Source organism: Bacillus cereus group sp. MYBK15-3, assembly GCF_051916765.1.
Taxonomy (GTDB): domain Bacteria; phylum Bacillota; class Bacilli; order Bacillales; family Bacillaceae_G; genus Bacillus_A; species Bacillus_A cereus.
Map to the genome: position 1 here is coordinate 261304 of NZ_JBQAHG010000004.1, position 26125 is coordinate 287428.

The window sequence follows — 26125 nt, forward strand, 5'->3', positions numbered from 1 at the left end:
GTGGAATATTATTCCCTTCTTGAAAAGAAGATCAACCCATTAATAAGATCTAGACTTATCAAAAATTTCAAAAAGCCGGAGATTTTGCTGGTATCGAATCTATTGGGACTCGCACCATGCGCAAAAGCTTCGGCTATTGGTTCTATAAACAAAAGACGTCGCTATGTTACAAGAAATACTCAATTATAGCACTCTATAAATTACACTGAAATATATTGGTATCAATAAGGAAGAAAAAGATAATATACTAGATAATTTCTATATCTAATCATATATGATTAACATAAAGAAAAATTTGATATACAATCAGATTTAAAAACATTACTTAATAATTCTTTGAATTAAATTGGAGCTGATTCTCTACTTAAAAAACATGATTACTATATATTTCACCAGAATACAGATTCAAAACTATTTAATTAAAGACTAAAAAAAGCATCTATCTTTAGATGCTTTTTTCAATCCAAAAACTATTTTTCTTTTTTCCATGATATTCGAAATTCCCCACCATGTTCTTCCGTTTTAATTTTAACCTTATATGTATCATCCTTAGGCACTTTAATATTTTTTTCGCCTTCGCCACTATTAAACTCTAGTATTGTATTATCATTTGAATCCACAACATAAGCAATTATAGTTCCTTGTTTAGTTTTATCATCAAAAGAAAAAATCCAATTCTCACCTTTTTTAACTATCCTATCTTGAGTTGCAGATCCAGTAAATTTTCTATAATCTCCAGAGATACTACCTGATACACTATCTGAAGAACCATGAACTTTACCACCAACAATAGTTCCCTCTCTTGTAAAACAACCACTAAGAATTACTAAACACAAAACAAATAAAATTGTATTTTTAAAAATTCCCACTATCATTACCCCTTCTATTCCCAATAAAATTTTCACCATTAAACTTATAAAAATAACTATAATAAAAAATTATATCCATTAAGATATATATGTTTTATTATAGTTATAAATTTCAAATTATTATTTCAAATCTTCACGCAACTTAATTTCATCCTCATTTATGTAACCAGTAAAAATAACTTCTGATATATATTCATGGTTAAAAAACATATTATATTCAGTTGAAACATTTCCAATAGGATAATAACAAGCCACATAATCCCAAGTTTCCTTAGTTTTTGAATCTTCCTGTTTTCTACCATATATCATCAAAGGTTGCTCCCATGTTTTAAATTTCACAACCGAACCTATTGGAAGTAGTTCTAACTCTAAATTTTGTACCATCTTAGTTTCTCCTTCTTAAAATAGCCTTTTTTATAAGGAAATAAGTGATAGAAAACAACAAACAAGTACCAATTGTACCCAAAACTGCAACCGAAATGTTACCTGCTAATGTTTCATTTGGATCCAATGCATTAGGTAAAATTGTACCAAAAATTGCAATACAAGCTAATATAATCATAAAATATTTAAATTGTTTCACTTTTTTATTCATGCTACTTATCTCCTTTATTCCTTAACATTAACTTCTAAACCAAATCCCCATAAACCTACATCAGGACCAAATGGTGCATGGAATTTGAATCCACTTTTTCCAGCTTCAAAAGATCCCCCGAGTGTTCCAAGCGATGCTGATCCCCCAGTTTGTAACTTTTTATCCATAAATGGAATAGGAATTTTTATAGCACTCTCATATTTTACTAGAGTAGCTTCAGCTCCTATATGTAAATTTCCATTTTCCACATGAGCACCTAAATCTACAGCAGCAAGAGCTACTTTAGCCTCAGCTCCTATCCCAAATCCTTTAATATTCTCTAGTTCTATTCCGGCTTGGGCTACTGTAAAACCAACCATTTGGTAATAGTTTCATTGATACTTTTGCCTTCTAAATATTAAATGAATTTTGCGAATTATAAATCCAATTCTTTTTCTTATTGTCTATACGTTTATAGATATACTCTACTGTAAAGTATGCAATAACATTGCAAATTAGTGACAGACCTATAAGTAAAAGTTTATCTTCTAACCGTATAGTAGAAGAAACCCCAATTAACAATATAAACATAATACATACAGTAAAAATCAGAATTCTATTTATTGTACGCATATCTTAATTACTCCAGTCTTATATTAATCCCGTTTTTTTGTAAATTTATCATAAAATTTCTCTTGCGCCCACCTTCCGAATTTTAAAAAACATATTAAACCTGCTCCCAAAAGAATGAGAACGATAGTTCCTAACAATTTTTCCCACCAATTGTTGGATGGAGTAATCATTAATCCTATAATAGATACAGATATTACGACATAAACTAAAATATATAATGGTTTATACGATGGAGTTTTCATATCATTTTTTCTCCTCAGGTTTTTCAAATTTAAAACTACTTCCCATAGTAAACCCCTCTAAAACAGGAACTGTTATACCAGTTTCTTTTCCAACACTACCTTTCAAACCTATTGCACCCAATCACAAGAGTAATTATAGTCGATCTTATATCATTTACAGCATAAAGAGTCATATAGTATTCAAAAACTTTTTTATTAAAATTTATACTTTTTTTCATGTTAATTAAACCACCCCGCTACTGTTGACCAAGTTTTTTTCATTTCCCTTTTAATACATAATGAGTAAAATATGAATCGGTTAATTTTACTAAACATATTACGAGATTTTGTTGCGAATTTTCAAACATCAAATCTTTTTATTGAATATTAGCATATAATCAATTCTAATCATGAAACATTCTACCTTTTATAATGATTTTGGATAAGTTATAAATAGTCTCTACCTATTAATATTGTATAATTCAATAAATTTGTTAAGACTGTCTTCTAATCTCTTAATTGTGTTTGGATACTTTTTTGAATAACCCTCGCACATTTTTTTAAAATAATGATAAAGTGTTTGATAATTAATTATTACCTCATCACCACTGTATAATACAAATTCTACCCCTTCAAATGAATCTCCATTGGCAATATCATACTCATCCAAATCTCCTGGAAAAGTACATGCGCCATATTCCTCTCCAAATCCTACTCCTTCACAAACCGAATTGATTACCTTTAAAAATCTTTCATCATCTACCATATTAAACACTGCTTGTATAGGAAAATGGGTTAAATCTAGTAAATCCTCATCTTTTAATCTAAATTCTCTTTGCATACATATCTCTCCTCGTATACCTTTAATTTATTCTGGAAAAAAAGAAGAGATTTCTCCACCTTTATGGTATCCTCTCCAAGTTATTTCTTTACCGTCAACACCTGCTCCTTCTCTCGAAAGAACTCCATCACTGGTTTTTAATTTAGCGTCATTAGCTGCTTCAATTCCACGGTTAATAAATTCCTTATCACTTATAATTTTAGGATCATAAATGTTGTTTGTGAATACTTTATTTCCATACTCTCCTGTAGGGGTGCCATCCATATTTAACTTAGGCATATTGTATTCTACTGTTTTTACAACTAGAATTTTTGAAGGGGATTCACTGACTATTTTTAATATTGTTTTTAAAGAACTCTTCACTGTTGTGTGCTCCATCAATACCTCTCCTTCTTGGAACAGAGGGATCTATATTTTTAATATGATTTTCTAATTTAGGAGCCGCTTTAAACTTTCAAGTGATTTAATGGTGAATGTTTTTGATACTTTTTACCTATTATGGACATTAAAAAAGCTTATGCAGGTTATACATAAGCTTTTTTACTCATGATTAGATATTTTTCAAATGCTACACCTTAATGCAAGTCTTAAAAAGATTAAATATAATAGTCAGGATTTTCATCCATTTTAATTAAAAATTCTTCTAAAGAATCCGCTATTTTCTTATCTTCAGAGTAAGTAGGACATTGACCTAATTCATTTTCCTCTTTAAATTTAATTGTTAAAAAGTTAAGTTCTGTTACTTCAAAAAACACTAATGAATCATCATCTAGGTTTGGATTATATTCATAAATATCTTGCCTTAAACGGAAATCTGCAACTGAAATCGGGTCCATAAATCTGTTGAAAAACGTTCTTGTATCAGACTTAAAAAAACCACAACCTATTTCTTGATAAAAGCGTTTCAGTTCTTTTGGAAGTTCCATTTGTAATAAGCTTTCTGCCTCATCTATCTCATCTTGATATATAGGATAGAAAATAGGTTTTTGTTTAGAACGGACACTTCTGTCTGCTACAACATATTCTTTTAAAAAATTAAACATAATTTTTAATACCCCCTATTAAAGAAGGGTTATTTTTAACGCTTCCTCAAGCATTGTATTAAAATCATTATATGTGTTCATTACCGTACCAGATGGTTTATCAAGTTCTAAATAAGTACCGTCTGATAAGCTCTTACAAAACCACGCAATATTTGAATCGCCAAAGAAAAGATACTCTTTTTGAAATTCATTTTCATACCAAATCTCATTGGTTTCTATAAGCCCGCAAATTGATTCGTCCCTTTCTGTATCTAACAAATAAGAGTCAACTCCATAAAGTACTAGCCCGTTAAAATCTAATCCATTTACAGTTTTAAGAAACTCCTCATATTCACTCGGTAGGTCAACATTATAACTCTCTTTCATGCGTTCTCTTAATTTCTGAACTTCACTATCTGTTGCTGGTGTATTCAGTTTATCATTAAAACTTTTCTCTATTTTTTCAATTTCTAAAACCAGATTTTTCCACATATAAAAATCCCTTTCTAAGTTTATTTATTCTCCCTTAGGGTAGATGTTATGTTTTGGTATAGGCCAGCTTACGTCTACACTATCTCCCTCTTGTAAGTGTCTAGTTAACGTACGTTGTGTATTAGTTATAGCTTTATGATATGGATGATTTTGTATTAATGTTAAATTTCCAAAATCGTTTGTTCCTCCATCATCTAAAGGGAGGTTATGATGTACTTGCCACCCTTTTGGATTGTTTCCTCTTTTCATCCTTTCTATATCAGCATCTGTTATTCCCGCTTTTTTGAGTTCTTTCAGTTTAACAGGATCATTTACCAATGCATTAAGAAAATCTTTTCTCACACTCCTATCAAATTCCTTCCGAAGTTGTTCAGCTTCTTCTCGAGTTCTCTTAGAGTAAGTAATTTCATCAACTTTAACATCTTTAAGAATTACATCTTCTCCATATAATTTACCAACAAAAATGTCACCATCCGTAGTCCTTTTAGTATATTGATAAGGTGATAGCTTATCCTTAGCTGTTTGATAAGCATCAATAAAGCTAGATTTTAAAGAACTTCCCCCAATACCAGCATAAGCAAAACGGTTTCCAATGTTTAAATTAAAATTATTTAATACGTTTATTGCATTTCTATATGTAGCAGAATTAGTTACTCTGGACATACCTTTTGTTAGATTTGCAGTAGTTGCTACCTTCGATACTTTACTTAATCCTTTATCACCAATAAGTCCTAATCCAACTTGTGTTAAAGCATAACTTCCCCACTTTGCCCGACTTTCTGCGTCTCCATTTATTACATCATTAATAAATGAATCTGACAATGCATTATACATGGTACTAAGGGTATCAATAGGGTGCAAAGCAGCGTTCCCCATGTTTTCCCACGTTTCCCAATCCCCTAAAGCTTTTATTCCGTCTATTGTATCGCTAACTGCTTGTCCCGTGCCATCTACAATACCGTCCCAAATTTTTTCACCAGTAGATTTTTCAGGTAGCTTACCACACATTTCACCTTCTTCAATTGAATTGGTAGCTTGTCGTGCCCTCTCTTCTGTAATCGCTTGAATTGAAGTTGTCCATTCCATATTCAACCCTTGCGTACTAAATGTACCACTTGCAGGACTAAAGCCTTTTCCACTTTGAACTTCCGCAAGACCTGCAGCAATACTAGCTGCTAATTGAAGTGCTGTACTATAATTATTACTAGAGGTCTGATTGAATTGATACAAATGATCCAGCTTTTCTTGCAGTTTTTTCCTCATCACAGTAAAAAGATTCGCCATAGCGTCCATACCTGGGATTGGCATAGCTTGACTGATGGCTTCCATACTTGCTTTCATTCGGTCAATTTCTCGAATTTGTTCTAATATTTCTTGTTCAATTACATCTGTGGAAGCGACTTGTGATTGAAATTGACTTGGAAAAGCATCGTTCTGGCGAATTAACTCTTCACACAGATAAATGATTCCTTGCGCTAAAGGACGAAAGGTTTGTACAAAAAATGATTTTGCACTGCTATAAGTTTGTCCTTGTAGAACAGTATCAATTGCAAAGGCATCAATTGACTGAATGACTTGTTCCATCCCTTGAATAGTAGCGTTACATACAGCATTCATACTTTGAGTTTGGCCTTGTACTTCTCCTAAATACATATTTAAGCTCATGCATTGACCTCCCTCGCTAATTGTTGTTGTTGATAGGAAAGGTCGTTTTCTAAATCACTAAGGTTTCGTCTTTCTTTAAGCAACGTTTCTTTTTGGTTTTCTAATTCAAATGTGACTTTTCGTTCAATATGTTGTGCCTCTTGATATGTATTCATAAAAAATTGAGACATTTCTCTATCACCATGCCAAGTTCCTAAAATTCGATCAAACAAACGATGGTTTCGACCTCTCCATTCATAAAAATCTGCTTCCGCTTGCTCCTGAATGTGAATCGCGGATTGATTTCGGTCTTGTTCTTCAAATACACTTCTTAACTTTTGATTTACTTGATTGATTTGTTTTTCAATATCTTGACTCATTATATTCCTCCTACTATTTTACCTTTACGTAGGTTGTCACATTAGCGAAAAGTGTTGTGAAGTTCGTTATCCATTCTCTCAAACTCTTGGGCTACTGAATGAATATTATCGACCGCTTGTTGAAAGGCAGTGGAAAATTGTTTCGTAAAATCTAACATTTGTTGATTCGCTTCTTGTGCTTTGGAATTAACAGATAGTGTTGTACGCGTCGCCTTTGTTATAGAACGATTTGTTGCACTTTGGATTATATTCGAAGCTGTTCTCATCTGCGTAGCAATTTGTTGTGCCGTTTGAAAATTACTTTGAAATTGTCCCATCACTCAAATCCTTTCTCTAATTTTCAGAAGATGCCAAAGAAATCCCAATAAATATATGAAAATTCCCTATTAATATCACTCTTTTTAAACGTGTGTCCAGCTAAGTTGGGCATGCAATCAAATGAGCCATACACTATAAGCTGTATGGCTCATTTGAAATGCCTGTTATATAGAGTATGACAATTTTTATTTCAAACCGAAATTACGTGATAATTCTTCATCATGAGAAACAACAGCTTCTGCAGTTTTATTAAGCTGCATATTAATTTCTTGTAATAACTGTGCGAAGTTTTGTACTTTTGGCTTTAATTGATTGAACTGTTGATCAAAACCTTCGAAAGCACGACCTTCCCATTCTCCTCTTAATTCATTTTGTAAATTTTGTAGTTGACTTAAAATGTCCTCAATTTGATTTGCACCTTGTCCATATTGAGCTGCTTTCGATTTAAGCTCCTCTGGTGACATACGAATTTGTCCAGCCATTTTCATTTCCCCTTTAATACATAATGAGCAAAATATAAATTGGTTAATTTTACTAAATATATTATAATGTATTATTTTGAACTTTAAAACATTTTATCTTTCTATTGAATATTAGAATATTAATATTCAACTTTTTCTTACTTTACAAGATTTTATGCAAAAAAGACCACCAAAAGGCAGTCCCTGAAAACTCAATCCCATCCCGCGCTCCACTACTTTCTCATACAAATAATTCGCAACGATAGTATCTACTACAGCCAAACCAACTGATTTGAAAATAGTAATCTCTTCATCATTTTCGTGACCAGCTTTTCCCCCTTATAATTTAACCAATTTCGGCGTGGAGATTGCTAGTTTTATCAAAATTTGAAGATTACCTGTTTCTAGATCCTATTCAATTAAGCAATCCTACAAATGCCTCTTCTTCCTCATCTATAAAACCTACAAATATAATTCCTTCAATATCCTCATGATTAAATACAAATGTATAATCAGGATTCATGTATCCTTCTGGATAAAAACAGCCAATATAGTCATACATCACAAGTTCTTTAATCCCAAGTTTTTGTTTTCTTTCATAGTTATTTATGTAAATTCAGCTCGTTTTTTTGTTTTGGGTGAAAAAATTTTTAACTTGATAGAAATGTGGTGCTGCACCTATTAGGCAAATTTGACAAAGAAAAGATACCCAAAGGTGCCTTCCTCCCACTTGAACCATCTTAATTTTATTGTGTTGTTATTATATAAGAAAAGAAGACATCACTTAAGATGTCTTCTTTTCTTGTACACTTGGTGTTAAGAAGGTATTTATTGCTTAAAAACCATAAAAAAATATAACAATCATCGAGTAAATCTATTATAGCATCAATAAATAGAGTTTTTATATGAATTTTTACATATATATAGATTTATTTATGTTTTATCTATATAGTTAAATTGTCTGTTTCTTGTTTTAATTCGTTTGTTTATTTTGAGTGCTCCAGCAATGGAGCCTTTTTTTATGCAATAAAACATTTTCTTAGCATTACTTAGTTGATCTATATTAACTTTACCCTCTTAAATTATATCTATATTTTACCAAACAATTATGTAGATAACCAGTTTTTTCTAATAATCTAGTGGATTGATAATTTTAATGGTAGTTATTAATACTTACAGGAAAATTCAGTATGCAATGGAAATTGAGAAATCAAGAATTATAAAAAACTTATAGTATCTTTTGTAAAAGTATATTTATAATTTGTATATTAATATGTTATAATTTAATTTCTAAAACTACCAAAAAAGGACTGCCAGTAATGGTGGTCTTTTTTATATTGGTGAGATTGTACTAGTATAATAAAATAGGATTAACTGTTTATTGTGAGTTTGATTGGTTATCCCTTCTTTCCATTTGGAAGGAAAGGGGGTAATATACCTATGGAGTTTTTGTTTGAGCTTCTAAAAGAATTTGTGAAAGCCATTGTACGTGAAGTGTCTGCGTATGTTTTTAGGAAACAAATTTTAGAAAAAGATAACAAAAAACCCACCCTTTTGCTTCCTCGTCGCCGTCGGAAGCAAAAGGGTGGGTTTCGTAAAAAATAAATGATCACGTTATATCCCTAATTGATTGTAAATTGATTTGAATACGTGAATTCACCACGATATTTAATTGCAGCGACATAAGTACCGCTTGTATAGCTATCTGTGATAGGGGTTTGCCAAATTTCTGTTCCAGGAATAAATTCTGGTTCTATTGTTTGGAATCGTTCTAGGGTACCATTTGTGTGGATTTTAAAAATTTTCATTTGCGCACCAAAATGTTCTCTACCAAAGTGCTGTGTTAAGTAAAATGTATCACCAGTTATTAAATTCCCAATCTTCCAATCTGGTTGATATGTACTTTCCTCTGAATTTTGTAAATCCACAATGGTTTTAAATCCCCAATCATCATTAAGTGGATCTGAGTAAGCTGCAGCTGCTTGTGAGGTAGGTTTACTCATTTCTATTGCAGTAAAACCGCTAAAAGTTAATGCCCCAATTAATGCTAATTTTCCTAACTTCATTATTGTTTCCCCCCTATTAATTTTTGTAATTTTTAAAACCAGAAATCATACACACATAATAATATAATCTACTGTATTATATTTCAAATATTTTCTAATAAACTCCATAAATAAAAAGGCACCCCAAAGGTTCCTTCCTCCGATTTGAATCACTTTAATTCTAAGAATATGTATTGGACTCCCATTCAAGTATTATTTTTCCCAATGAACAATTGGAATATTTTAGGTTTTTCACTATTTTTATGTTAAGATATTTTGGTTGATATTCATCTTATTTTAGGAGGTTGGAAGATCTGTTACATGCTTTTCATATGGATTTTAGCTTCTATACAGAAAATATAAAAGTTTTAGGGTTATTAGGGAATTCTACTCGCTTATCAATTGTTTGTAAATTGATTACATATAGATCGTTGTCAGTTTTTGATTTAAGTAAGCAAACAAGAATTACAGAGGATTTGATTGTACAACATTTGCGTAAATTAGCCTTTGGAAATATTGTAATTAGTGAACGTATAGGGAAAAGACTTCATTTTAAAATAAAAGATAATAAAACAATGGAGATTATTAGGGTTACAAAGTTAATTTTAATTACTTTCGATATAAATGCTTTTGCTATAACTTAATTGTGTAAAATCACAAGTAGTTCACCTACGGAAATAGGTGGGCTTGAAATTCATAAAAAAAGACACCTAAAGGTGCCTTCTGCCGACTTGAACTATCTTAATTTTAATAATATGTATTGGATTCTGTCCCAAATATTATTGTGCCATGTTAAGTTATTGTATTTTATTTTTGCACCAGAACTGTTTTCTTTTCATAGGGTAATTTGTCCAATTAAAAACTACTTCCACTACAAAGATCAACTCTTTAATAGAGTTGATCTTTTTTAATTTTTAATAACAATACAATCCTATATTATGTTAACATATAAGTATATCCCAATATTACCAATAATTATTAAATTTTCCACAGTAATATTTGTTACTAGAAACTTCTATTTCACTGCTTTTTTCGCTGTTGTTCTCTCATAAAATAATAATAAAACCTCTTAACTTATTTGAAAGGCGTTATTATTTCAACTAACATTTAAATCTTAAAATACCCTTTCTTGATCCCGCAAAAATAATAAAGATGAATATATGAACAATGAATTAAAAACAATTATTATAAACTGAAAATTTACTTTTTATTTACAAAAAAATGAGGATATGGTAAATTTAAATTGTAAGATTTTCCATTAGTGTAAAATCTTAACAAAATATAAACTGATAGAAATGGGGAATTAGTATGAAAAAAGCTATTATCGGTGCAATTGCTGCAGGTGTTTTAGTAGTTCCAGCTTCAATGAATGTATTTGCCGCAGAAAAAACAGTTGGAAAGTCCGAAATTGTGACAGCGGATAGCACAATAACTGAAGGATTTGTAGCAGATGAAAACAATTCTGGCAATAAACCTCAGTTATACGCAGGTGTAACGTCTGGTAAAGCAGACGGTGGGTATTGGATTAGAGGAAAAAGAGATGGAAACGTCATTTCCGAATATAAACATTATACAAAACAAGGTAGAGCAACAGTTACAAATGGAAAAGGCGTCTACAATGATGGAAAATGGCAGAAGAAAGATGTATTTAGCAAAGCAAAAGCTACATGGACATCTAGTGGTACAAATAAAGCGAATTACGATAATAAATAATATTCAAAAACAAGAGAAGTTTAAAAACTTCTCTTGTTTTTGAATATAGATAATTAGTGATATTAGATTTTTCTAAGAGGTGTTTGCATGAAAAAAATCATTTTTATTTTAATGGCAGCAACGCTGGCATTAACTGCATTTTTATCTTTAAATATTTTTAAAGAATATAAAACACAACAGTTATTCTATAAAAATACAACTAGTATTACTTTAAATTTTGAAGAAGAGAAAAGTTACACTAAGAATTACATTGAATTTTTACAAAGTTTAGCAAAGAAATATAATGTGAATATTTCAAAATACATATACCCGGGAGAAAATGATTTACATATTTTTACAACTGATACTGGTTTAAATAACCATATCAAGTTAAAATCAGGGAAGTTTCCAGAAGTAAATTCAAACAAATTTATAAGTACTTCTGAAATTGAGAGCACAGATCAAATTGGTATTATAAAAAGAATAGATTCGAAAACTAAAATAACTATCCAACCTTTAAGTGCAGATGAAAATTTTGATGGAAGTGGTATGTACTATATCTCGACTCAAGATAAAGAAAAAATAAATGTCATGTTAAAAGAACTAAATGAAAATGTAGCTAAAACAGAAATTTTTGGCGAAAATAAAGCCAATTTTATATATTTACTTGAGAGCAATGGGTTTCAAATATTTTGTATATTTTTGATTGTATTATGCATCTTTGTTGCGATTATTCACTATATCATTCGTAGATTGAAAGATATAGCTATCATGCAAACATTGGGCTATACAAGAAAAAAAATAGTTAGCTTCTTTATCTTTAATTTAGGGAAAATCATGATACTATCAAGTCTTATGATTTATGTATTATTTATTATGTATTGTATATTTACAGATAGTACAGATTTTTATTTTGAATTATCATGTATTTTTTGGATTATAGCAATTACATTGAGTTTTATTTTAATTATACCTATCACAATAATTACGATAGTAGCCTTTACTAGAAATATAAATGTTTCAAAAATAAAAGGTAACAAGCCATATATATTAGTTAGCACATTAAATTTCACTTTAAAATTTCTATTTATAGTCGTAATGTTATTGTCCACGTATCATTGGAAAATCCTATCGAATGAACTCAATCAAAAGATAGATAATTTATCTAATTGGTCAAAAACTAAACATATTTATAAAACTCAAGTTACTTTCGCTAAGGGCGACGATTTAGGTGCGGAAGAAAAAATTAGCAAAAAAATGAAAGACCTTTACTTGGATATGGAAAAACAACATGGTGGCTTTCTAATTAGTACGTCAAATTATGACAAAATAGATGGAAAGTATATCTATGATTTAAATAATGAAAATGGGGATCCGAAGTTAGAACCTTCCGGAAATAGTGTTACTATAAATTCAAACTATTTATCTTATAATCCTATTAAATCAGTTAAAAAAACAATCAAAGAGCAAATTATTCATGATTCGAATACTATGAATATATTAGTGCCTGAAAAATTAAAGGAATATGAGAAGGAAATATATAAGAATTATAGAAAACATTTTTATTTCCAAAAAGTTGAAGTTGATAACATTTATAATGAGGAACTAGGAAGAGAGAAAAATAATACTAAAGAACAAGAGTTAAATATAAATATTATATATGTAAAAAATAATCAAGATTATTTTACTTATGATTCAACTATAAAAGCGGAAGATAAAAATCTCATTAGAGATCCTATTGCAATTATTGATACAGGTATCTTCAATCAATCCTTTTATTTGTCATATGTTGCATCTGAATTTTATTTTAAAACTAATAGTGAGCAACCATACGATAGTATAAGGGCTACTATTACTAAAAATGAGGCTCAATCAACTATACAAAATATCACCTCAGTATATGATCGTTTAGCGTTTGAAATTCAAAACCTAAAAACAGAAAAAGAAAATTTATTGATCGCAATGATCATATTAATCGTCTCGAATTTTCTAATAACTTATAACACTATTTCTAGTTACTATGAAAAAAACAAGTTCAATTTGTATATTAAACAATTATTTGGATTTAGCGCTATAAAGCGCAATAAAATTATGATTACTTTATTGTTATTAGTAAATATTATACCTATTATATCTGTATCTATATATGTTATTGATACTTATGTGATTTCTATAGGTATTTTGATCCTAATCTTAGAAATTTTAATAAGCTATTTCTTTGATAAGAAATTAAGCAATCAAACATTCAATGCTATCATAAAAGGAGAACATTAGTAATGATTGAATTAGTGAATATAAATAAGAAATTTGGTAATAAAGTTGTATTAAAAGACTTCTCATTGAAGATTGAAGATACAGACTTCATCGCAATCGTTGGGGAAAGTGGAAAAGGAAAAACGACGTTATTAAATATTATTGGTTTATTAGAACAAAGCGACTCTGGAGATATAATTATAGAAGAACAAATGAATCCAAACAAAAAGCAAACCTTACTATTGCAACGTGAAAAATTAGCTTATCTATTTCAAAATTACGCTTTAATGGAAAACGAAACGGTAGAGAAAAATTTATTAATAGCCCTAGAATATCAAAAAAATATCGATAAAAGAAAAATAATAAAAGAAGCTTTACAAAAAGTGAATTTGCCTAATTATGAGAAGAAAAAAATTTTTGAGCTTAGTGGTGGAGAACAACAAAGAATCGCTTTAGCAAGAATACTTATTAAAAAATGCGACTACATTTTAGCTGATGAGCCAACTGGTAATTTAGATAACAATAATCGAGATTTAGTGTTTAATATATTAAAAGACCTTAATGAAGATGGAAAAACGATAATATTTGTTACACATGATATGGAATTGGCCTCTAGAGCAAAAAAAATTATAACAATTTAGCGTAGGTTAAAAAGAAACTATTTTTACCCCTACCATTAAAATAGTATGAGACTGATATTAATGCATCATTTGCAAAACGAAAGGACGATTCTTATGTATTTATAGAATCGTCTCTTCGTTACTATACGTATCCTTATTAAAGTCATTAAAATGGGGCCTGTTGCAAAAAATCGAGAAGCTGATATTGTTGTATGAAATATTGTATAAAAGAAGCTTATAACGATTTAATAGTGATGAATTATTAAATCAGTTGAAATCTGTTCGTAAAAAAGTAAGGTATGTAGAAAACAGCGCTAGTAATTGGGCCAGGATTAATCCCACTCTGTTCTTAATTTAAGGAATTCCAAAACGTTCTAACTTCAATGGAAGACCGCCTGCACCACAAGCTTAATTGTTCTGCAAAGAAAGTCATACTACTTGTATGGCTTTTTCTTTATTTTAGTTACTTAAGCCCTACATTTTTATCTGATTTGCTTCTGCTGGTGTAGAAGAGGGAAAAGATATAGAAACATAAAGTGAAACTTTAATCAGCCCTCACCAATTGGGCTTTTACGGGCAGCCCGCCCCCCCACCTAATTTCTTTGCTTCCGCTGAATTTTGAAATGGGGATCTTACCGCCCGTTAATGCGGGATAAAAGAAAACCGCCTGAAATGATATGTACTTGAATAGTAGTACATAAAAAAATACAAATAACAATAAATTAAATATCATTAAAACAAAAAGGAGATGTCCCAGGCATGGTACTAGGACATCTCCTTTACTTATCTAAATTTCTAAACTCTATACAGCACTATCATTTAAACAATTATTAAATATATCTTCTAACTAAAACATCGTATTATCATTAGCTGCTTCACTTGGAATCTCTTGAATTACATCCCAGTGTTCGACAATCTTTCCATCCTTGATACGAAATATATCCACTATAGCAACTCCCTTATCTTGAGAATTAGTACGAGAATGTACATGAAGAGCAACTGTATCCCCTTCAGCTACTACACGTTTAATCTCTGCAGAGGAATTAGGATTTTTAACAAAATCCTCCTTAAAGAAATCCATGAAGGCTTTTCGTCCATCAGCAACAAAAGGATTATGTTGCTTATAATCTTCGCTAACATATTTAGGGATAATATCGATATTATGTTTGTTAAAAACTTCATTATAGAAATCAACTACCATCTTTTTATTCTTTTCATTTTCTTTTACTTCTTTTGATACAGAAGCGACATTTTCACTCTTTATTGAGTTCCCTTTGTTATTACCGTTGGAAGCTTGATATACCAAAGTCGAAACTACTCCTAAAATAAATACAGAAATAATTGTTATGATTAAACTTTTCTCTAATTTCATATATACCTACCTCTTCTACTTAAATAAGTTTTCTTCTATAAAAAGCTTGAAGAAGGAGAAACCTTCCCCAAAATGTAATGTCAGGGGTAATGTTAGGAATTTCATTTATCCTAACCTCCCCCTATACAAGGACAAGGCATATTAGAAACGATTAATTCTAACTTAATACCTCATTAACAGTTGCACTGTCCACAATTTGAATAAACTTCTTAACCTTATCGTTCTCATCAAACTTATAAAGGTGACAAAAATCTGCTACAAATGACTTCCCTGTAGCTTTATATGTTCCACTATATTTTCCATAAACGATAACAGTATTGTTATTAAAAGCATAAATTTCATCTTTAGCGCTATAGTCATCCCATTCTGTGCCAAGACGTTCATGTACGTTTTTCACTACTTCATCTGGACCTATATAAGTACCTGCATATGGAAACCCAGCAGCTTCTGTCCAAGATACATTTTCACTTAAATACGTTTTGAACGCATCCAATTTCCCTTCGCCAGTTAACACATACGTTTCATGTAATAGTTTTTGATATTTATTCATATCATTAACCCCAAGGTATTTCTTTTGTTACAACTTTTGCACTTAATTCTAATACACCTTTATTTGCATAGCCTGGATATGCTGCTTCAAGTTTTGCCACAAAATCTTTTGAAGTTCCACTTTCCTCAGAAGCTTGAACCGCCGTTCTTAGATAATCCATTGTCGCAGTAAGTGCTTGATTATTTAGGGATTTTTCGATTGATCCATGGCTAGGCACAATTATGTCAGCATGTAATGCTTGTAATACTTTCAAGTTCTCAATCCATGCCTCCATAGCCGCTTTTGAGCTAGTATCCGCTAAGAATACATGTATTTCGTTAAATACATCGATACCACCAATTAATACTTTTAGTTCTTTATTAAATAGGCTAGTTCTGTAATGATCTAAGCCTACTAGTTCAAATGTTAACCCCTGAAAATCAATCGCTTTTTCTTTAAATACTTGAGGTAATACCACGTTACTTGGTGCATTTTCTCCAAGGACGTCTTTCCAAACTTTTAATTTCCCTAAGACAGAATGAACGATATGTTCAACAGTAGACTCTGTTGCATACGCTATAGCTTCTGGGTAAAAGGCTTTAATGCTCTCTAATCCAAAGTAGTAGTCTGGATCCCCATGAATAATAAAGATTTTATCTAGAGATAAGTTGTTTTTTTTCAAATACTCTACAATTTCTTTCGAATCAGACTGCGTAAATTTTGAGTTTATTAAAAATGCATGTCCTGCTTTCTCAACTAATGTTGCTGTGACCATAAAGCTTTTTTCGTCCGAACTAAACACCGTTAATTTCACATCTTTTTGATTTGTATCGATTGTTTTAAACATAGTATGTTATTCTCCTTTTGTTAAAGTTATTAACTAATCATCATATTTTTATCTTGTTCCGATAAAGTGAAACTTTAATCAGTGGGGGTTTTGTTCATCCCCCACTGATTATTAGTTGAACCAATCGGACTTTTACGGACAGTTGATCCCCCACCTAACTTCTTTGCTTCCACTGAATTTTGAGGTGGGGGTCTTACTGCCCGTTAAAGCGGGATAAAACCTCCCACTCCCATTTATCTCAAAGTGTAATAGTACTGGCGAATATTCCGGAGATGAATGTCAGGTGGCCTAAGATAACATGTTTGCTACCATATCCTAAATTTTCTTAATATAAATTTTTAAAACGCGCTTCAATTTTATCCGGCGTCATTACACCACCACCAATAGGAATAATTTGATTATCCTTTTGTAAAAGTAAGGAAGGATAGCTATTAACACCAAGCTGTCGAACTTTATTGAAATCATTTTGGACATCTATTATTGTTTCTTGAGCGTTTAAACGTTCTAATACTTGTTCAGGGTCCAAACCATGCTCGATTGCAATCTTGCGATATGTTTCAGGATCACTCAGACTTTGTCCCTCATAATAAAACGCTTTTTGCATAGCCGAAGTGAATTCTAATAAACGGTCTGGCGCTAATGAGCGTAAAGCTGAAAAGCCAATTGCAGCATCTTTCGAATTCATTTTAAAAGTCCCTTCCTCCACCAATTTTTGATATGAAGGACCAAATTCAGCACCTGTAAGTTGATTAATTCTTTTATTTCCTTCTTCTATATATGAGAAGTTTTTCATTGGTAAATTATCTAAAAATAGCCCTCCACATAAAACCGTTAATGGTACTTCAGTGTGGTTTTTGTAAAATCCTTTAATACTTTCTGAAAAACCATAGCACCATCCACAATATGCATCCCATACGTAAATAAGATTATCTTGTTTCGTCTCCATTTAAATCTCCTACCTTTTTTTTATTATCCAGCTCAACTAAATTTTTGGTTTATATAAGTACATATTTTTATACCTTGTTCTTTTTTAGATACCTTACTATATTTCCCCAAAACTAATATTTCCAAAGAAAGATCCACCAAGGTTTTTAACAAAAGATAACATTGCACCTTATTGCTCCGTAACAGAAAATACTAAAGCTTGGAATATGCATTGATTTGAATGTGTTAGTAACTTTCTACACCGGGTGGCAACGTATGGACCACCATCCTTAATTAAATATATAAATCATATTTTTAGCAGATATTAGTTGTAACTAAATTAATTACATCTTTATGTAACTATTTTAGTTACAACTAATATAGAAGTCAATTCTTTTTTTCGAAAACATTAAATTTCTACATTATAACGAAATTCTGTGTTAACTTGTAAAAAAAAAGAGGAGCCATCTCCTCTTCATAAATAAACACTATTTAATTTGTTCCTTATACTCATGGTTAACAACTACATACCACTTTCCTGTATCAAATTTTTCTTTATTAATCACGTAAACTTTACTTTCTCTCATTACCTCCCCTGGTTTTAATCCCTTAGTAATAGTAGAGGTCTCGCCTTTTTCAACCGCATAACTACTAGCTGCCAACACATCACTTTGGTAAGCATTATCATTTTCATCCACTAAATCCACTGATGGTAAAACGGCTAATTTCATCGGTTCGTTTGTGATATTTTTCCCTTCTGCTTCTACAACAATAAAGACATGTCCATCTTCAGGTTTTTGGAATCCTATACTCTCTTTACCAACCTTATCTCTTTCTACAACTCTTTTTACAGTTACATCAAATTTAGGTGTATGAAAATCCTTGTTTACAGCATACTCTTTTTCTTTTATTTTTGATTTCTCTTTTGTTTGTTCTGTATTTTTCTGCTTTGTATTCTCTTTCGTTTTCGTCTCATCAGTCGTTTGCACTTTCTTTTCTTCTTGTTTAGAATTGGTTTCTTTAGATTCTGAAGAAGTTTTGTCGGATGTATTGCCACAACCAGATAAATTGAATACTAAAGCGCCACCTAAAATACATGTAGTAAATTTTTTCAACATCTCTTTTATCCCCCAATAACACGATATGTAAATTTCTTACTTATCATAGCAAAAAACACGATCTTAAATTGTTGCATCTTGTCGAATGATTAAGAATAATCAAGTTACTCCACATCTTCTTTTATTATAAAGGTAAATATAACGTCTATAAAACCTGCTATAATAGGTTTTTACACCCTTAGCATACAATTTTTTACTTTCGGTAATGTGCCCCCCATTTGAAGGATAATTGAAATATTAAGACCAACTGATAGAGGTGTTTGCGTGGAATTATTTGAGTATTATAAAAAAAAAGGGGAAGTTGAAGTGTTTAATTGGAACTGGGCTTTTTCTTTATGGATTAATTGGTATGTATAATACTTGGGGTAATATTAATTGGGGACCAGTAATCTTAATTATTATAGCTTCTCTTGTATTTTTTAGTATTGGATTTTGGCAATTAAGAAAAGGAAATTTACTAGAAAAAAATATAGTTAAAAATGATTTAACATTTTGGGATATTGGTACTTATGTTTTGTTAGAATTACCCAGCAATAATAAACATTTAGGTTTATATACTCCTGATGGAAGATATGTAGCAGGAACAAAGATGATTTCTTCAACATTACCTATTGTAAAAAACAAAAAAGTTTTTGGATTAGAAGCAAGTGATGGAGAAATTCTTGCATATTTTCATAGTGAAGTTGAAAATTATGATTGGGCTATTTATGATTCGAATTATAATTGTGTAGGTATGTTTAAAGAAAATATGATACAAGGATTTGGAATGGTACGTGGTTCTTTGATGAATGAAAAAGAGATAAAAATTTCTGAGATAGAAGTGGAATTTGATTTTTTCGAAACGTCTTTTCGTACATTGGATGATCGTATATTAATAAACTGCAAGAGGGGATATATGCCTTTAGAATGGAGTGAAAGATTTGGCTTAAATGTACCGATTATTAAATTAGGTAATAATATTTCTAATGCTGAAAAAATATTTGGTTTAGGTATTCTTCTTTATATTTTAGAAACAATTAAAGTAAGAAAAAGTAGGATTTTTAATGATTAGAATTAATTATTTATATTATGAAATTTATTGAATCTTTTATTAGAGATTACACCGCCGAAAGTGAAATATTGTATATTTTAGAATTACTTTACGTTTACTTTTTAAAATTGATGAGCATTTGTTATGCCAGAACCAACTGGAAATGGAAACGGCAAGCGAGTATACTCCGCTTGCCGTTTTTTCATAGCTTCGTATGTATTTGAATCCCTTTCGCTTTCTCTTCTTCACCCTTCACGCGTACAATTAAATCATATGACCCAGGTTTTGGCGCTTCAAAAGAAAGCAAACCTTCTTTTTGAGAAGTGACTTCTTCTTCATAAATGACCTTATCATCTTTTGTGACTTGCAATAAAATCGTACCTTCTTCAACTGCTGCCTCATAAGGAATTTCCACATTTCCTTTTTCAGCTTTAAGCGTTTGTACATCGTAATACCCCTGCAAAGAACCAATTGTTAAAGTCGTTTCGCCATTTTTTTGAACCTTTGTGACTTTTGTTGCTGTATTACATGCGCTTAATAATACAACAAGAGTCAAAATGAGAAATGAACGAAGCAATTTCATAGAGAGTCCCCCTTCCATTAAATATATTAAGGATAAAATATACAATCTAACATATCATTACAATTATAGTTGAAAAATAAGGAAAATTATATAACAGGAAATGCAACTATAAACAATCACTGACCATTAGTCTACAACCAATCCCACACCCCAACACAAAAGAAAAAAGCACCAGGTCCCCCCTAGTGCTCTCCCTCTAAAACAAATGACAAGCCACCTCATGCCCCTTCGCAATCTCAACCATCTTCGGTACTTCCTGTGCGCATTTTTTAGTGGCGAATTTGCAGCGCGTTCTAAATTTGCAGCCGGACGGTGAGTTGAGCGGGCTTGGAACTTCACCCTCTAGGATGATCCGGTCTTTACCAGTGTTTGTTGGATCTAGTTCTGGCATAGATGAGAGTAGTGCTTGTGTGTATGGATGTGCCGGTTTTGCGTATAGGTCTTCACTATCGGCAATTTCTACTATGTTTCCTAAGTACATGACTCCGATTCGGTCTGATATGTGTCTTACCATGGATAGGTCATGTGCGATGAATAAATATGTGACTCCTGTTTCTTCTTGGATGTCTTGCAGCATGTTTACGACTTGTGCTTGGACTGAGACATCGAGTGCTGAGATTGGTTCGTCACATAGGATAAAGTCTGGTTTTACAGATAATGCACGCGCGATGCTAATGCGCTGGCGCTGGCCTCCGCTAAATTCGTGCGGGTAGCGATATAAGTGTTCTTCTTTTAATCCTACCTTTTTCAGAAGGTCTAAAATGATTTCTTTTTGTTCTTCTTTTTCGTAAGAACCGTGAATGTTCATCGGTTCGCTAATAATTTGGAATACATTCATTGCCGGGTTTAATGATGCGTATGGATCTTGGAAAATGATTTGCATTCGTTTTCGATATTCTTTTAGTTCACTTTCCTTTAAACTTGCGATGTCTTTTCCGTCGAATAAAACGTTACCTGAAGTGACATCGTGTAAACGAATGATGCTTCTTCCTGTCGTTGATTTTCCGCAGCCCGATTCTCCTACTAGTCCGAATGTTTCACCCTTTTTAATTGTAAAGCTTAGGTCATCGACTGCTTTTAATTGCTCTGTTTTTCTGCCGAATAGTCCTTTTTTAATAGGAAAATACTTTTTTAAGTTCCGAACTTCAATTAAGTTTTCTTCATGCATGAAAATCACCTACCGCCCTATCGTTTAGCCAGCACATGGAACGTCTTTCGTTTCCGATTTCAAAATATGGTGGACGTTCTTTTTCACAAATGTCCATCGCATGCGGGCAACGCTCTGCGAACGGGCAACCTTGTGGTGGGTTTAATAAGTTTGGCGTTACACCTTGAATGGGAGCAAGTCTTTCTTTTACGCCGTTTGCGATTTTTGGCAGAGAGTTTAATAACCCTTTCGTATATGGATGATTCGGCGATTGGAAAATATCAAGTACAGGTCCTTCTTCCATAATAAGTCCGCCATACATAACGATGACGCGCGTACAGTTTTGCGCGACAATTCCTAAGTCATGCGTAATAAGAAGTAACGCCATATTCGTTTCGTTCTTTAAGTTTTTCATTAAATCTAGTATTTGTGCTTGTATCGTTACATCAAGTGCAGTCGTCGGTTCGTCCGCAATGAGAAGGTCAGGGTTACAAGACATCGCCATTGCAATCATAACCCGCTGCTTCATACCACCGCTTAGTTCATGCGGATATTGTTTTACCCTTTCTTCTGGTGACGAAAGGCCGACTTGCTTTAACAAGTTGATTGCGATCTGCTCTGCTTCTTTCTTTTTCACTTTTTGATGACGTATAATTACTTCCATCATTTGTTTCCCAATTTTCACGACCGGATTTAGCGCTGACATTGGGTCTTGAGAGATAAGTGAAATTTGATTTCCTCTAATAGAACGTAATTCTTTCTCAGATTTAGAAAGGATATTTTCATTATGAAAAAGAATTTCCCCTTCTTTCACTTTCCCTGGTGATGTAACGAGAGACATAACAGACTTCGCCATCACACTCTTTCCGCTTCCAGACTCCCCAACGATACCGACTACTTCTCCTTTATTTAAACGAAATGTAACGCCGCGAACTGCTTCTACTTCTCCGCTTTCTATGAAAAAAGAAGTCTTTAAATTTTTCACTTCTAGTAGTTTTTCAGACACGCTTCTCACTCCTTTCACGTAACACTTTAGTTTTCATTTCCAGCTCCTTTTGGCGCGAAAGCTTTCTTCAATGCTTCACCAATTACGTTAAAACTAAGTACCGTTAACAGGATAAGGAATCCTGGGAAGAGTGTTAAATACCAAGCTTCGCCAATATATCCTTGCGCATTGTTTAGCATGCTACCCCAAGAAGAATCTGGCTCTCTAATACCTAAACCTAAAAAGCTAAGTGATGATTCCATTAAAATCGATGTCGCAATTGTTAATGTCGCGGCGATAATAATGGTTGATAAAATGTTAGGAATGATATGTCTTACAATAATCACAAGTGATTTTTGTCCTGATACTTTTGCGTATAAAACGTACTCACGCTCTTTTACAGATAACGTTTCTGCCCTTACGATACGGGCGGTGTCCATCCATGTTAGTAATCCGATAATAAGAACTAGCGTCGTAATTCCTGGTTTTAAATACGCATTTAATAATAGCATTAAAAAGAATGATGGAATTGACATCAATACTTCAACAACTCGCATTAAAAAGTTGTCTAACTTTCCGCCAAAATATCCACTAATTGTTCCAACTGCAGTACCGATTGTAATAGAAACAACCATCGCAAGGAAACCGACCGCAAGTGAAACTCGTCCGCCATATAACGCTCTCGTTAAGTAATCCCTTCCGTAATCATCCGTTCCGAAAGGATGACTCATACTCGGTTCTTGTAAGCGATCTGGAATCGACATTTTGCTAGGATCGTACGGCGACACGAATGCGAAAATTGATGCGACCGTTAAAATCGCAAGTATAATAACTCCCATTGCAACAAACTTATTTTTCGTAAAGCTATGTTTTATCGTTTGAAATCTCCTATTATTCATTCCAAATCACCCCCTCATTCGAATGCGCGGATCTACTACGCCATATAAAATATCAGCAATTAAGTTACCGAGAATTAACATGAATGATGATAGTAATGTAATTGCCATGATAATCGGATAATCAAATCTAAAAATAGCATTTACCCCAAGTGAACCAAGACCCGGCCATGAAAATACTGTTTCCGTAATAAATGCTCCGCCTACTAAACTTGGAATCGATAATCCGAAAATTGTAATGATCGGTATTAATACATTTCGAAGTACGTGATTAAATAACACCGTTTTCTTTGAAGCACCGTACGCATATTGAATTTGTACATATTCTTCTTCTAATTGCTGAATCGTACTTGAACGAATATATCTCATATAAACAGATACGTTTTGGAACGCTAGCACCATGCAAGGTAAAATGCCGTGTTGCACAATATCCCAAACAGAATCTTTACCTACGGTGCGCATACCCATACTCGGAAGTAGGTCCAATTTTAAAGAGAATAAGTAGACTAATAGTAGTGCAAACCAGAAAACCGGCATAGAAATACCAACGTATGAAATAAAGTTTACAATGCGGTCAAAGAATGAATTCTTTTTCACACCTGTAAATAGTCCAAGTGGTATTGCGATTACGAATGAGACAAGTAAAGATGATCCCATTAACCCAATTGTTGCGGGTAATCTTTCTGCGATAAGATCTAAAACAGGACGATGATTTTGAAGTGAGTAACCAAAGTTCCCTGTTAAAATGTTTTTTAACCATAAAAAATACTGCACGTAAATTGGTTGATCTAGTCCTAAACTTTTGCGAATACGCTCCACATCAATTGGACTCATATTTGGCGTTACAAAGTTTCGAACAGGATCCCCCGGCGCTAGCTTTATTAATAGAAAAGAAATAATAGAAATAACAAATAAAAGCGGAATTGCATTTAAAAGCCTCTTCGCAATTACTTTATACACAAACTTCCCCCCTCAAGCTAAAGAAGCTGATTTCCACCAGCTTCTTTATTGTTTCTTATTTCACTTCATAAATCTTAGATAGATCTTCAAACATTGTGACAGGAATTGCTTTTGCTTCTTTTAATCCATCAAACTTTTTATCTACTGCAATAACTGCTTTCGGATATGCGATTGGTAGATAAGGTACATCTTCTCTAGCTGTTTCTTGAATTTTATGGTATAGCTCTGCACGTTTTGTTTTATCTGTTTCAACTGCAGCTTCTTCCCATAACTTATCGAAATCAGCGTTTTTATATCGTGCATAATTGTATTCAGCATTACTTAAGAATAAGCTCTTATATGAATCTGGCTCAGGTCCCATTATGTAACCACCAAATGTAATGTCATATTCTTTATTCTCTTTATCTAAGCCTTTTTCACTTGCCGCACTAGCATCTAATGCATTTAGTTCAACTTCTAAGCCAACTTCTTTTAATTTTTGTTGTGTATATAACGCTAAGCTTTCCATAATTTTATTATTCGTTACATACATCACACGTACTTTTTCCTTATCTTTCACGCCAGCTTTTGCTAATAAATCTTTCGCTTCTTTTTTATCATACTTATAGTCTTTAATATCTTTCGCATAATACATAGCGTCTGGCGTTAAGATTGAATTTGCTGGTTCTGCAAATTCACCCGAAACGAAGGCTGAGTTAATCATTTCTTTTTTATCTAACGCATGCGCAATTGCTTGACGCACTTCTTTTTTCTTCATAAGATCAGTATTCATGTTATAAGATAAGTAGAATAATCTACCTTCAGGGAATGTCACCATTGAGAAGTTCCCAGTGCTATCTAATTTCTTAAAGTCTTGCGGCTCAATCATCTTCATGTTGATTTGACCATTTTGCAGTGAAACATTTGCTGTATTACGGTCTTTTACAACTCGGTATACGATAGAGTCTAATTTAGCTTTCCCACCTACATAATCATCGAATCGATCTAATGCAACGTACTCATCTGATTTATATTCTTTAAACTTAAACGGACCTGACCCTACAGGTTGTAAGTTTTTCTTACTCTTCGCTAAATCTGCTTCCCCTTCAAATACATGTTTCGGAATCGGGAAGAAATCATTCATCACACCTTCGAAAGATGCGCTTACTTGTGGTAAAACGAATTGAGTTGTTAACTCATCTACCTTTTTCACCTCAAGCGGCTTTCCTTTAAAAATAAAGTTTTCACGACTTGAGCTATTTTGCTTCTCATCTAAAATAGATTGGAATGTAAATGCTATATCGTCTGATGTAATTTTCTTACCATCATGCCATTTCAAATTATCTTTTAATTTCAATGTCCACGTTAATTGATCTTCTGAAGGCGTAAAGCTCTCAGCAAGAACAAACTTTTTCTTACCGTCTTCCATATGATATAGCGGCGCATATAAAGCTTGCTGCACAGTTAATGACACACGATCATTCGCATAAAGCGGATTCATCGTATCTGGATTATCGCTAACACCAATCGTTAACGTTCCTCCATCTTTCGGAGTCCCTGTTTTACTAGTGCCCGCTTGCTTCGAATCTTTTTCCCCTGAACAAGCAGCTAATGCAATAAATAATAGTAGGACAAATGGTAATACAAACAACTTCTTCTTCATATTTCGACCCCTCTCGACTATTTACAC

30 protein-coding genes and 4 pseudogenes are annotated in these 26125 nt (G+C 32.3%); 7 read left to right on the forward strand and 27 right to left on the reverse strand.

Annotated elements, in window-relative coordinates; genetic code table 11:
- Positions 1–23: 23 nt before the first annotated feature.
- Positions 24–268, forward strand: a pseudogene (locus ACTFR8_RS18815) (tyrosine-type recombinase/integrase); the annotation flags it as partial.
- Positions 269–470: 202 nt separating this feature from the next.
- Here the strand turns inward: ACTFR8_RS18815 and ACTFR8_RS18820 are convergent.
- From ACTFR8_RS18820 to ACTFR8_RS18890, 15 genes and pseudogenes are all read right to left on the reverse strand, one after another.
- On the reverse strand, positions 471–908 hold the full coding sequence (locus tag ACTFR8_RS18820; RefSeq protein ID WP_176542887.1) for a hypothetical protein: 438 nt from the start codon (positions 906–908) through the stop codon (positions 471–473).
- Between the two features lie 81 nt (positions 909–989).
- Entirely contained in the window at positions 990–1253 is a 264-nt protein-coding gene (locus ACTFR8_RS18825) for a DUF4176 domain-containing protein (protein ID WP_000250495.1), read from the reverse strand.
- Between the two features lies 1 nt (position 1254).
- Positions 1255–1464 (reverse strand): hypothetical protein, encoded by a 210-nt coding sequence (locus ACTFR8_RS18830; RefSeq protein ID WP_252209831.1) that lies wholly within the window; start codon positions 1462–1464, stop codon positions 1255–1257.
- A gap of 14 nt (positions 1465–1478) precedes the next feature.
- Complete coding sequence (locus tag ACTFR8_RS18835; protein ID WP_100619913.1) at positions 1479–1823, reverse strand: hypothetical protein; 345 nt, start codon at positions 1821–1823, stop codon at positions 1479–1481.
- Between the two features lie 276 nt (positions 1824–2099).
- Positions 2100–2318 (reverse strand): hypothetical protein, encoded by a 219-nt coding sequence (locus ACTFR8_RS18840; RefSeq protein WP_000856866.1) that lies wholly within the window; start codon positions 2316–2318, stop codon positions 2100–2102.
- A gap of 439 nt (positions 2319–2757) precedes the next feature.
- On the reverse strand, positions 2758–3138 hold the full coding sequence (gene cdiI / locus ACTFR8_RS18845; RefSeq protein WP_001188530.1) for a ribonuclease toxin immunity protein CdiI: 381 nt from the start codon (positions 3136–3138) through the stop codon (positions 2758–2760).
- Positions 3139–3165: 27 nt separating this feature from the next.
- Positions 3166–3516 carry a CdiA family toxin C-terminal domain-containing protein gene (locus ACTFR8_RS18850; protein ID WP_100619911.1) on the reverse strand — a complete coding sequence of 117 codons (351 nt, stop codon included), beginning with the start codon at positions 3514–3516 and terminating at the stop codon, positions 3166–3168.
- 218 nt (positions 3517–3734) lie between these two features.
- Positions 3735–4181 carry an SMI1/KNR4 family protein gene (locus tag ACTFR8_RS18855; protein WP_100619910.1) on the reverse strand — a complete coding sequence of 149 codons (447 nt, stop codon included), beginning with the start codon at positions 4179–4181 and terminating at the stop codon, positions 3735–3737.
- 18 nt (positions 4182–4199) lie between these two features.
- Positions 4200–4652, reverse strand: a complete 453-nt coding sequence (locus tag ACTFR8_RS18860; RefSeq protein ID WP_000265799.1) for a YrhA family protein — start codon at positions 4650–4652, stop codon at positions 4200–4202.
- Between the two features lie 24 nt (positions 4653–4676).
- On the reverse strand, positions 4677–6317 hold the full coding sequence (locus tag ACTFR8_RS18865; protein WP_100619909.1) for a T7SS effector LXG polymorphic toxin: 1641 nt from the start codon (positions 6315–6317) through the stop codon (positions 4677–4679).
- Positions 6314–6676: a DUF3958 family protein gene (locus ACTFR8_RS18870; RefSeq protein ID WP_000076120.1), complete on the reverse strand. Its 363-nt coding sequence runs from the start codon at positions 6674–6676 to the stop codon at positions 6314–6316. Before ACTFR8_RS18870 ends, ACTFR8_RS18865 begins: the two co-directional genes overlap by 4 nt.
- A gap of 41 nt (positions 6677–6717) precedes the next feature.
- On the reverse strand, positions 6718–6993 hold the full coding sequence (locus ACTFR8_RS18875; RefSeq protein ID WP_000529655.1) for a TIGR04197 family type VII secretion effector: 276 nt from the start codon (positions 6991–6993) through the stop codon (positions 6718–6720).
- 186 nt (positions 6994–7179) lie between these two features.
- Complete coding sequence (locus ACTFR8_RS18880; protein ID WP_100619908.1) at positions 7180–7476, reverse strand: WXG100 family type VII secretion target; 297 nt, start codon at positions 7474–7476, stop codon at positions 7180–7182.
- A gap of 126 nt (positions 7477–7602) precedes the next feature.
- Positions 7603–7794: pseudogene (locus tag ACTFR8_RS18885) on the reverse strand (hypothetical protein); the annotation flags it as partial.
- A 76-nt stretch (positions 7795–7870) separates the two neighbouring features.
- Positions 7871–8056, reverse strand: a pseudogene (locus ACTFR8_RS18890) (DUF4176 domain-containing protein); the annotation flags it as partial.
- An 839-nt stretch (positions 8057–8895) separates the two neighbouring features.
- Between ACTFR8_RS18890 and ACTFR8_RS18895 the strand changes: the two are divergent.
- A complete protein-coding gene (locus ACTFR8_RS18895; RefSeq protein ID WP_000394761.1) occupies positions 8896–9060 on the forward strand; it encodes a hypothetical protein in 165 nt (54 codons plus the stop codon).
- Positions 9061–9077: 17 nt separating this feature from the next.
- Here the strand turns inward: ACTFR8_RS18895 and ACTFR8_RS18900 are convergent, their stop codons facing one another.
- Positions 9078–9521: a DUF5065 family protein gene (locus ACTFR8_RS18900; RefSeq protein ID WP_000765890.1), complete on the reverse strand. Its 444-nt coding sequence runs from the start codon at positions 9519–9521 to the stop codon at positions 9078–9080.
- A gap of 311 nt (positions 9522–9832) precedes the next feature.
- Between ACTFR8_RS18900 and ACTFR8_RS18905 the strand changes: the two genes are divergently transcribed.
- The 4 genes from ACTFR8_RS18905 (at position 9833) to ACTFR8_RS18920 (ending at position 14086) form a co-directional block, all read left to right on the forward strand.
- Positions 9833–10144: an ArsR/SmtB family transcription factor gene (locus ACTFR8_RS18905; protein WP_000347620.1), complete on the forward strand. Its 312-nt coding sequence runs from the start codon at positions 9833–9835 to the stop codon at positions 10142–10144.
- 664 nt (positions 10145–10808) lie between these two features.
- Positions 10809–11213, forward strand: coding sequence for a lactococcin 972 family bacteriocin (locus ACTFR8_RS18910; protein ID WP_000709112.1), 405 nt, complete (start codon positions 10809–10811; stop codon positions 11211–11213).
- Positions 11214–11300: 87 nt separating this feature from the next.
- Positions 11301–13466 carry a DUF1430 domain-containing protein gene (locus ACTFR8_RS18915; protein WP_100619673.1) on the forward strand — a complete coding sequence of 722 codons (2166 nt, stop codon included), beginning with the start codon at positions 11301–11303 and terminating at the stop codon, positions 13464–13466.
- A 2-nt stretch (positions 13467–13468) separates the two neighbouring features.
- Positions 13469–14086, forward strand: a complete 618-nt coding sequence (locus ACTFR8_RS18920; protein ID WP_000571715.1) for a putative bacteriocin export ABC transporter — start codon at positions 13469–13471, stop codon at positions 14084–14086.
- Positions 14087–14912: 826 nt separating this feature from the next.
- Here ACTFR8_RS18920 and ACTFR8_RS18925 read toward each other — a convergent pair.
- From ACTFR8_RS18925 to ACTFR8_RS18945, 5 genes are all read right to left on the reverse strand, one after another.
- The gene (locus tag ACTFR8_RS18925) at positions 14913–15437 is read right to left on the reverse strand and encodes a nuclear transport factor 2 family protein (protein WP_000764207.1); all 525 of its coding nucleotides are present in this window, start codon (positions 15435–15437) and stop codon (positions 14913–14915) included.
- A gap of 157 nt (positions 15438–15594) precedes the next feature.
- Positions 15595–15987, reverse strand: coding sequence for a nuclear transport factor 2 family protein (locus ACTFR8_RS18930; RefSeq protein WP_001046361.1), 393 nt, complete (start codon positions 15985–15987; stop codon positions 15595–15597).
- Between the two features lie 4 nt (positions 15988–15991).
- Positions 15992–16813 carry a cytoplasmic protein gene (locus ACTFR8_RS18935; RefSeq protein WP_200462032.1) on the reverse strand — a complete coding sequence of 274 codons (822 nt, stop codon included), beginning with the start codon at positions 16811–16813 and terminating at the stop codon, positions 15992–15994.
- 325 nt (positions 16814–17138) lie between these two features.
- Positions 17139–17759, reverse strand: coding sequence for a DsbA family protein (locus ACTFR8_RS18940; protein ID WP_000448622.1), 621 nt, complete (start codon positions 17757–17759; stop codon positions 17139–17141).
- A 466-nt stretch (positions 17760–18225) separates the two neighbouring features.
- Complete coding sequence (locus tag ACTFR8_RS18945) at positions 18226–18855, reverse strand: hypothetical protein (RefSeq protein WP_025966929.1); 630 nt, start codon at positions 18853–18855, stop codon at positions 18226–18228.
- 264 nt (positions 18856–19119) lie between these two features.
- On the opposite strand from ACTFR8_RS18945, the pseudogene ACTFR8_RS18950 reads away from it, so the two are divergent.
- Positions 19120–19906: pseudogene (locus ACTFR8_RS18950) on the forward strand (ABC transporter ATP-binding protein).
- Positions 19907–20087: 181 nt separating this feature from the next.
- Here the strand turns inward: ACTFR8_RS18950 and ACTFR8_RS18955 are convergent.
- The 6 genes from ACTFR8_RS18955 to ACTFR8_RS18980 all read right to left on the reverse strand — a co-directional run bounded on the left by ACTFR8_RS18955 (position 20088) and on the right by ACTFR8_RS18980 (position 26098).
- Positions 20088–20468 (reverse strand): BA_1872 family lipoprotein, encoded by a 381-nt coding sequence (locus ACTFR8_RS18955; protein WP_000771856.1) that lies wholly within the window; start codon positions 20466–20468, stop codon positions 20088–20090.
- 196 nt (positions 20469–20664) lie between these two features.
- Positions 20665–21636: an ABC transporter ATP-binding protein gene (locus ACTFR8_RS18960; protein WP_025966927.1), complete on the reverse strand. Its 972-nt coding sequence runs from the start codon at positions 21634–21636 to the stop codon at positions 20665–20667.
- Complete coding sequence (locus tag ACTFR8_RS18965; RefSeq protein WP_003312720.1) at positions 21629–22621, reverse strand: ABC transporter ATP-binding protein; 993 nt, start codon at positions 22619–22621, stop codon at positions 21629–21631. Before ACTFR8_RS18965 ends, ACTFR8_RS18960 begins: the two co-directional genes overlap by 8 nt.
- Before the next feature lie 26 nt (positions 22622–22647).
- Positions 22648–23499: an ABC transporter permease gene (locus tag ACTFR8_RS18970; protein ID WP_003312721.1), complete on the reverse strand. Its 852-nt coding sequence runs from the start codon at positions 23497–23499 to the stop codon at positions 22648–22650.
- A gap of 6 nt (positions 23500–23505) precedes the next feature.
- The gene (locus ACTFR8_RS18975) at positions 23506–24456 is read right to left on the reverse strand and encodes an ABC transporter permease (protein ID WP_000278770.1); all 951 of its coding nucleotides are present in this window, start codon (positions 24454–24456) and stop codon (positions 23506–23508) included.
- A 55-nt stretch (positions 24457–24511) separates the two neighbouring features.
- Positions 24512–26098 carry an ABC transporter substrate-binding protein gene (locus ACTFR8_RS18980; RefSeq protein WP_065845514.1) on the reverse strand — a complete coding sequence of 529 codons (1587 nt, stop codon included), beginning with the start codon at positions 26096–26098 and terminating at the stop codon, positions 24512–24514.
- Positions 26099–26125: the final 27 nt, after the last annotated feature.

Bases quoted from the DNA above. Each gene is read 5' to 3' on its own strand.
- ACTFR8_RS18835 (WP_100619913.1), bottom strand. From the start codon at position 1,823: ATGGTTGGTTTTACAGTAGCCCAAGCCGGAATAGAACTAGAGAATATT.
- ACTFR8_RS18970 (WP_003312721.1), bottom strand. From the start codon at position 23,499: ATGAATAATAGGAGATTTCAAACGATAAAACATAGCTTTACGAAAAAT.
- ACTFR8_RS18925 (WP_000764207.1), bottom strand. From the start codon at position 15,437: ATGAAATTAGAGAAAAGTTTAATCATAACAATTATTTCTGTATTTATT.
- ACTFR8_RS18945 (WP_025966929.1), bottom strand. From the start codon at position 18,855: ATGTTGAAAAAATTTACTACATGTATTTTAGGTGGCGCTTTAGTATTC.
- ACTFR8_RS18940 (WP_000448622.1), bottom strand. From the start codon at position 17,759: ATGGAGACGAAACAAGATAATCTTATTTACGTATGGGATGCATATTGT.
- ACTFR8_RS18830 (WP_252209831.1), bottom strand. From the start codon at position 1,464: ATGAATAAAAAAGTGAAACAATTTAAATATTTTATGATTATATTAGCT.
- ACTFR8_RS18915 (WP_100619673.1), top strand. From the start codon at position 11,301: ATGAAAAAAATCATTTTTATTTTAATGGCAGCAACGCTGGCATTAACT.
- ACTFR8_RS18825 (WP_000250495.1), bottom strand. From the start codon at position 1,253: ATGGTACAAAATTTAGAGTTAGAACTACTTCCAATAGGTTCGGTTGTG.
- ACTFR8_RS18935 (WP_200462032.1), bottom strand. From the start codon at position 16,813: ATGTTTAAAACAATCGATACAAATCAAAAAGATGTGAAATTAACGGTG.
- cdiI (WP_001188530.1), bottom strand. From the start codon at position 3,138: ATGCAAAGAGAATTTAGATTAAAAGATGAGGATTTACTAGATTTAACC.
- ACTFR8_RS18850 (WP_100619911.1), bottom strand. From the start codon at position 3,516: ATGGAGCACACAACAGTGAAGAGTTCTTTAAAAACAATATTAAAAATA.
- ACTFR8_RS18920 (WP_000571715.1), top strand. From the start codon at position 13,469: ATGATTGAATTAGTGAATATAAATAAGAAATTTGGTAATAAAGTTGTA.
- ACTFR8_RS18900 (WP_000765890.1), bottom strand. From the start codon at position 9,521: ATGAAGTTAGGAAAATTAGCATTAATTGGGGCATTAACTTTTAGCGGT.
- ACTFR8_RS18855 (WP_100619910.1), bottom strand. From the start codon at position 4,181: ATGTTTAATTTTTTAAAAGAATATGTTGTAGCAGACAGAAGTGTCCGT.
- ACTFR8_RS18960 (WP_025966927.1), bottom strand. From the start codon at position 21,636: ATGCATGAAGAAAACTTAATTGAAGTTCGGAACTTAAAAAAGTATTTT.
- ACTFR8_RS18980 (WP_065845514.1), bottom strand. From the start codon at position 26,098: ATGAAGAAGAAGTTGTTTGTATTACCATTTGTCCTACTATTATTTATT.
- ACTFR8_RS18930 (WP_001046361.1), bottom strand. From the start codon at position 15,987: ATGAATAAATATCAAAAACTATTACATGAAACGTATGTGTTAACTGGC.
- ACTFR8_RS18865 (WP_100619909.1), bottom strand. From the start codon at position 6,317: ATGAGCTTAAATATGTATTTAGGAGAAGTACAAGGCCAAACTCAAAGT.
- ACTFR8_RS18910 (WP_000709112.1), top strand. From the start codon at position 10,809: ATGAAAAAAGCTATTATCGGTGCAATTGCTGCAGGTGTTTTAGTAGTT.
- ACTFR8_RS18905 (WP_000347620.1), top strand. From the start codon at position 9,833: ATGGATTTTAGCTTCTATACAGAAAATATAAAAGTTTTAGGGTTATTA.
- ACTFR8_RS18840 (WP_000856866.1), bottom strand. From the start codon at position 2,318: ATGAAAACTCCATCGTATAAACCATTATATATTTTAGTTTATGTCGTA.
- ACTFR8_RS18880 (WP_100619908.1), bottom strand. From the start codon at position 7,476: ATGGCTGGACAAATTCGTATGTCACCAGAGGAGCTTAAATCGAAAGCA.
- ACTFR8_RS18820 (WP_176542887.1), bottom strand. From the start codon at position 908: ATGGTGAAAATTTTATTGGGAATAGAAGGGGTAATGATAGTGGGAATT.
- ACTFR8_RS18875 (WP_000529655.1), bottom strand. From the start codon at position 6,993: ATGGGACAATTTCAAAGTAATTTTCAAACGGCACAACAAATTGCTACG.
- ACTFR8_RS18955 (WP_000771856.1), bottom strand. From the start codon at position 20,468: ATGAAATTGCTTCGTTCATTTCTCATTTTGACTCTTGTTGTATTATTA.
- ACTFR8_RS18895 (WP_000394761.1), top strand. From the start codon at position 8,896: ATGGAGTTTTTGTTTGAGCTTCTAAAAGAATTTGTGAAAGCCATTGTA.
- ACTFR8_RS18860 (WP_000265799.1), bottom strand. From the start codon at position 4,652: ATGTGGAAAAATCTGGTTTTAGAAATTGAAAAAATAGAGAAAAGTTTT.
- ACTFR8_RS18870 (WP_000076120.1), bottom strand. From the start codon at position 6,676: ATGAGTCAAGATATTGAAAAACAAATCAATCAAGTAAATCAAAAGTTA.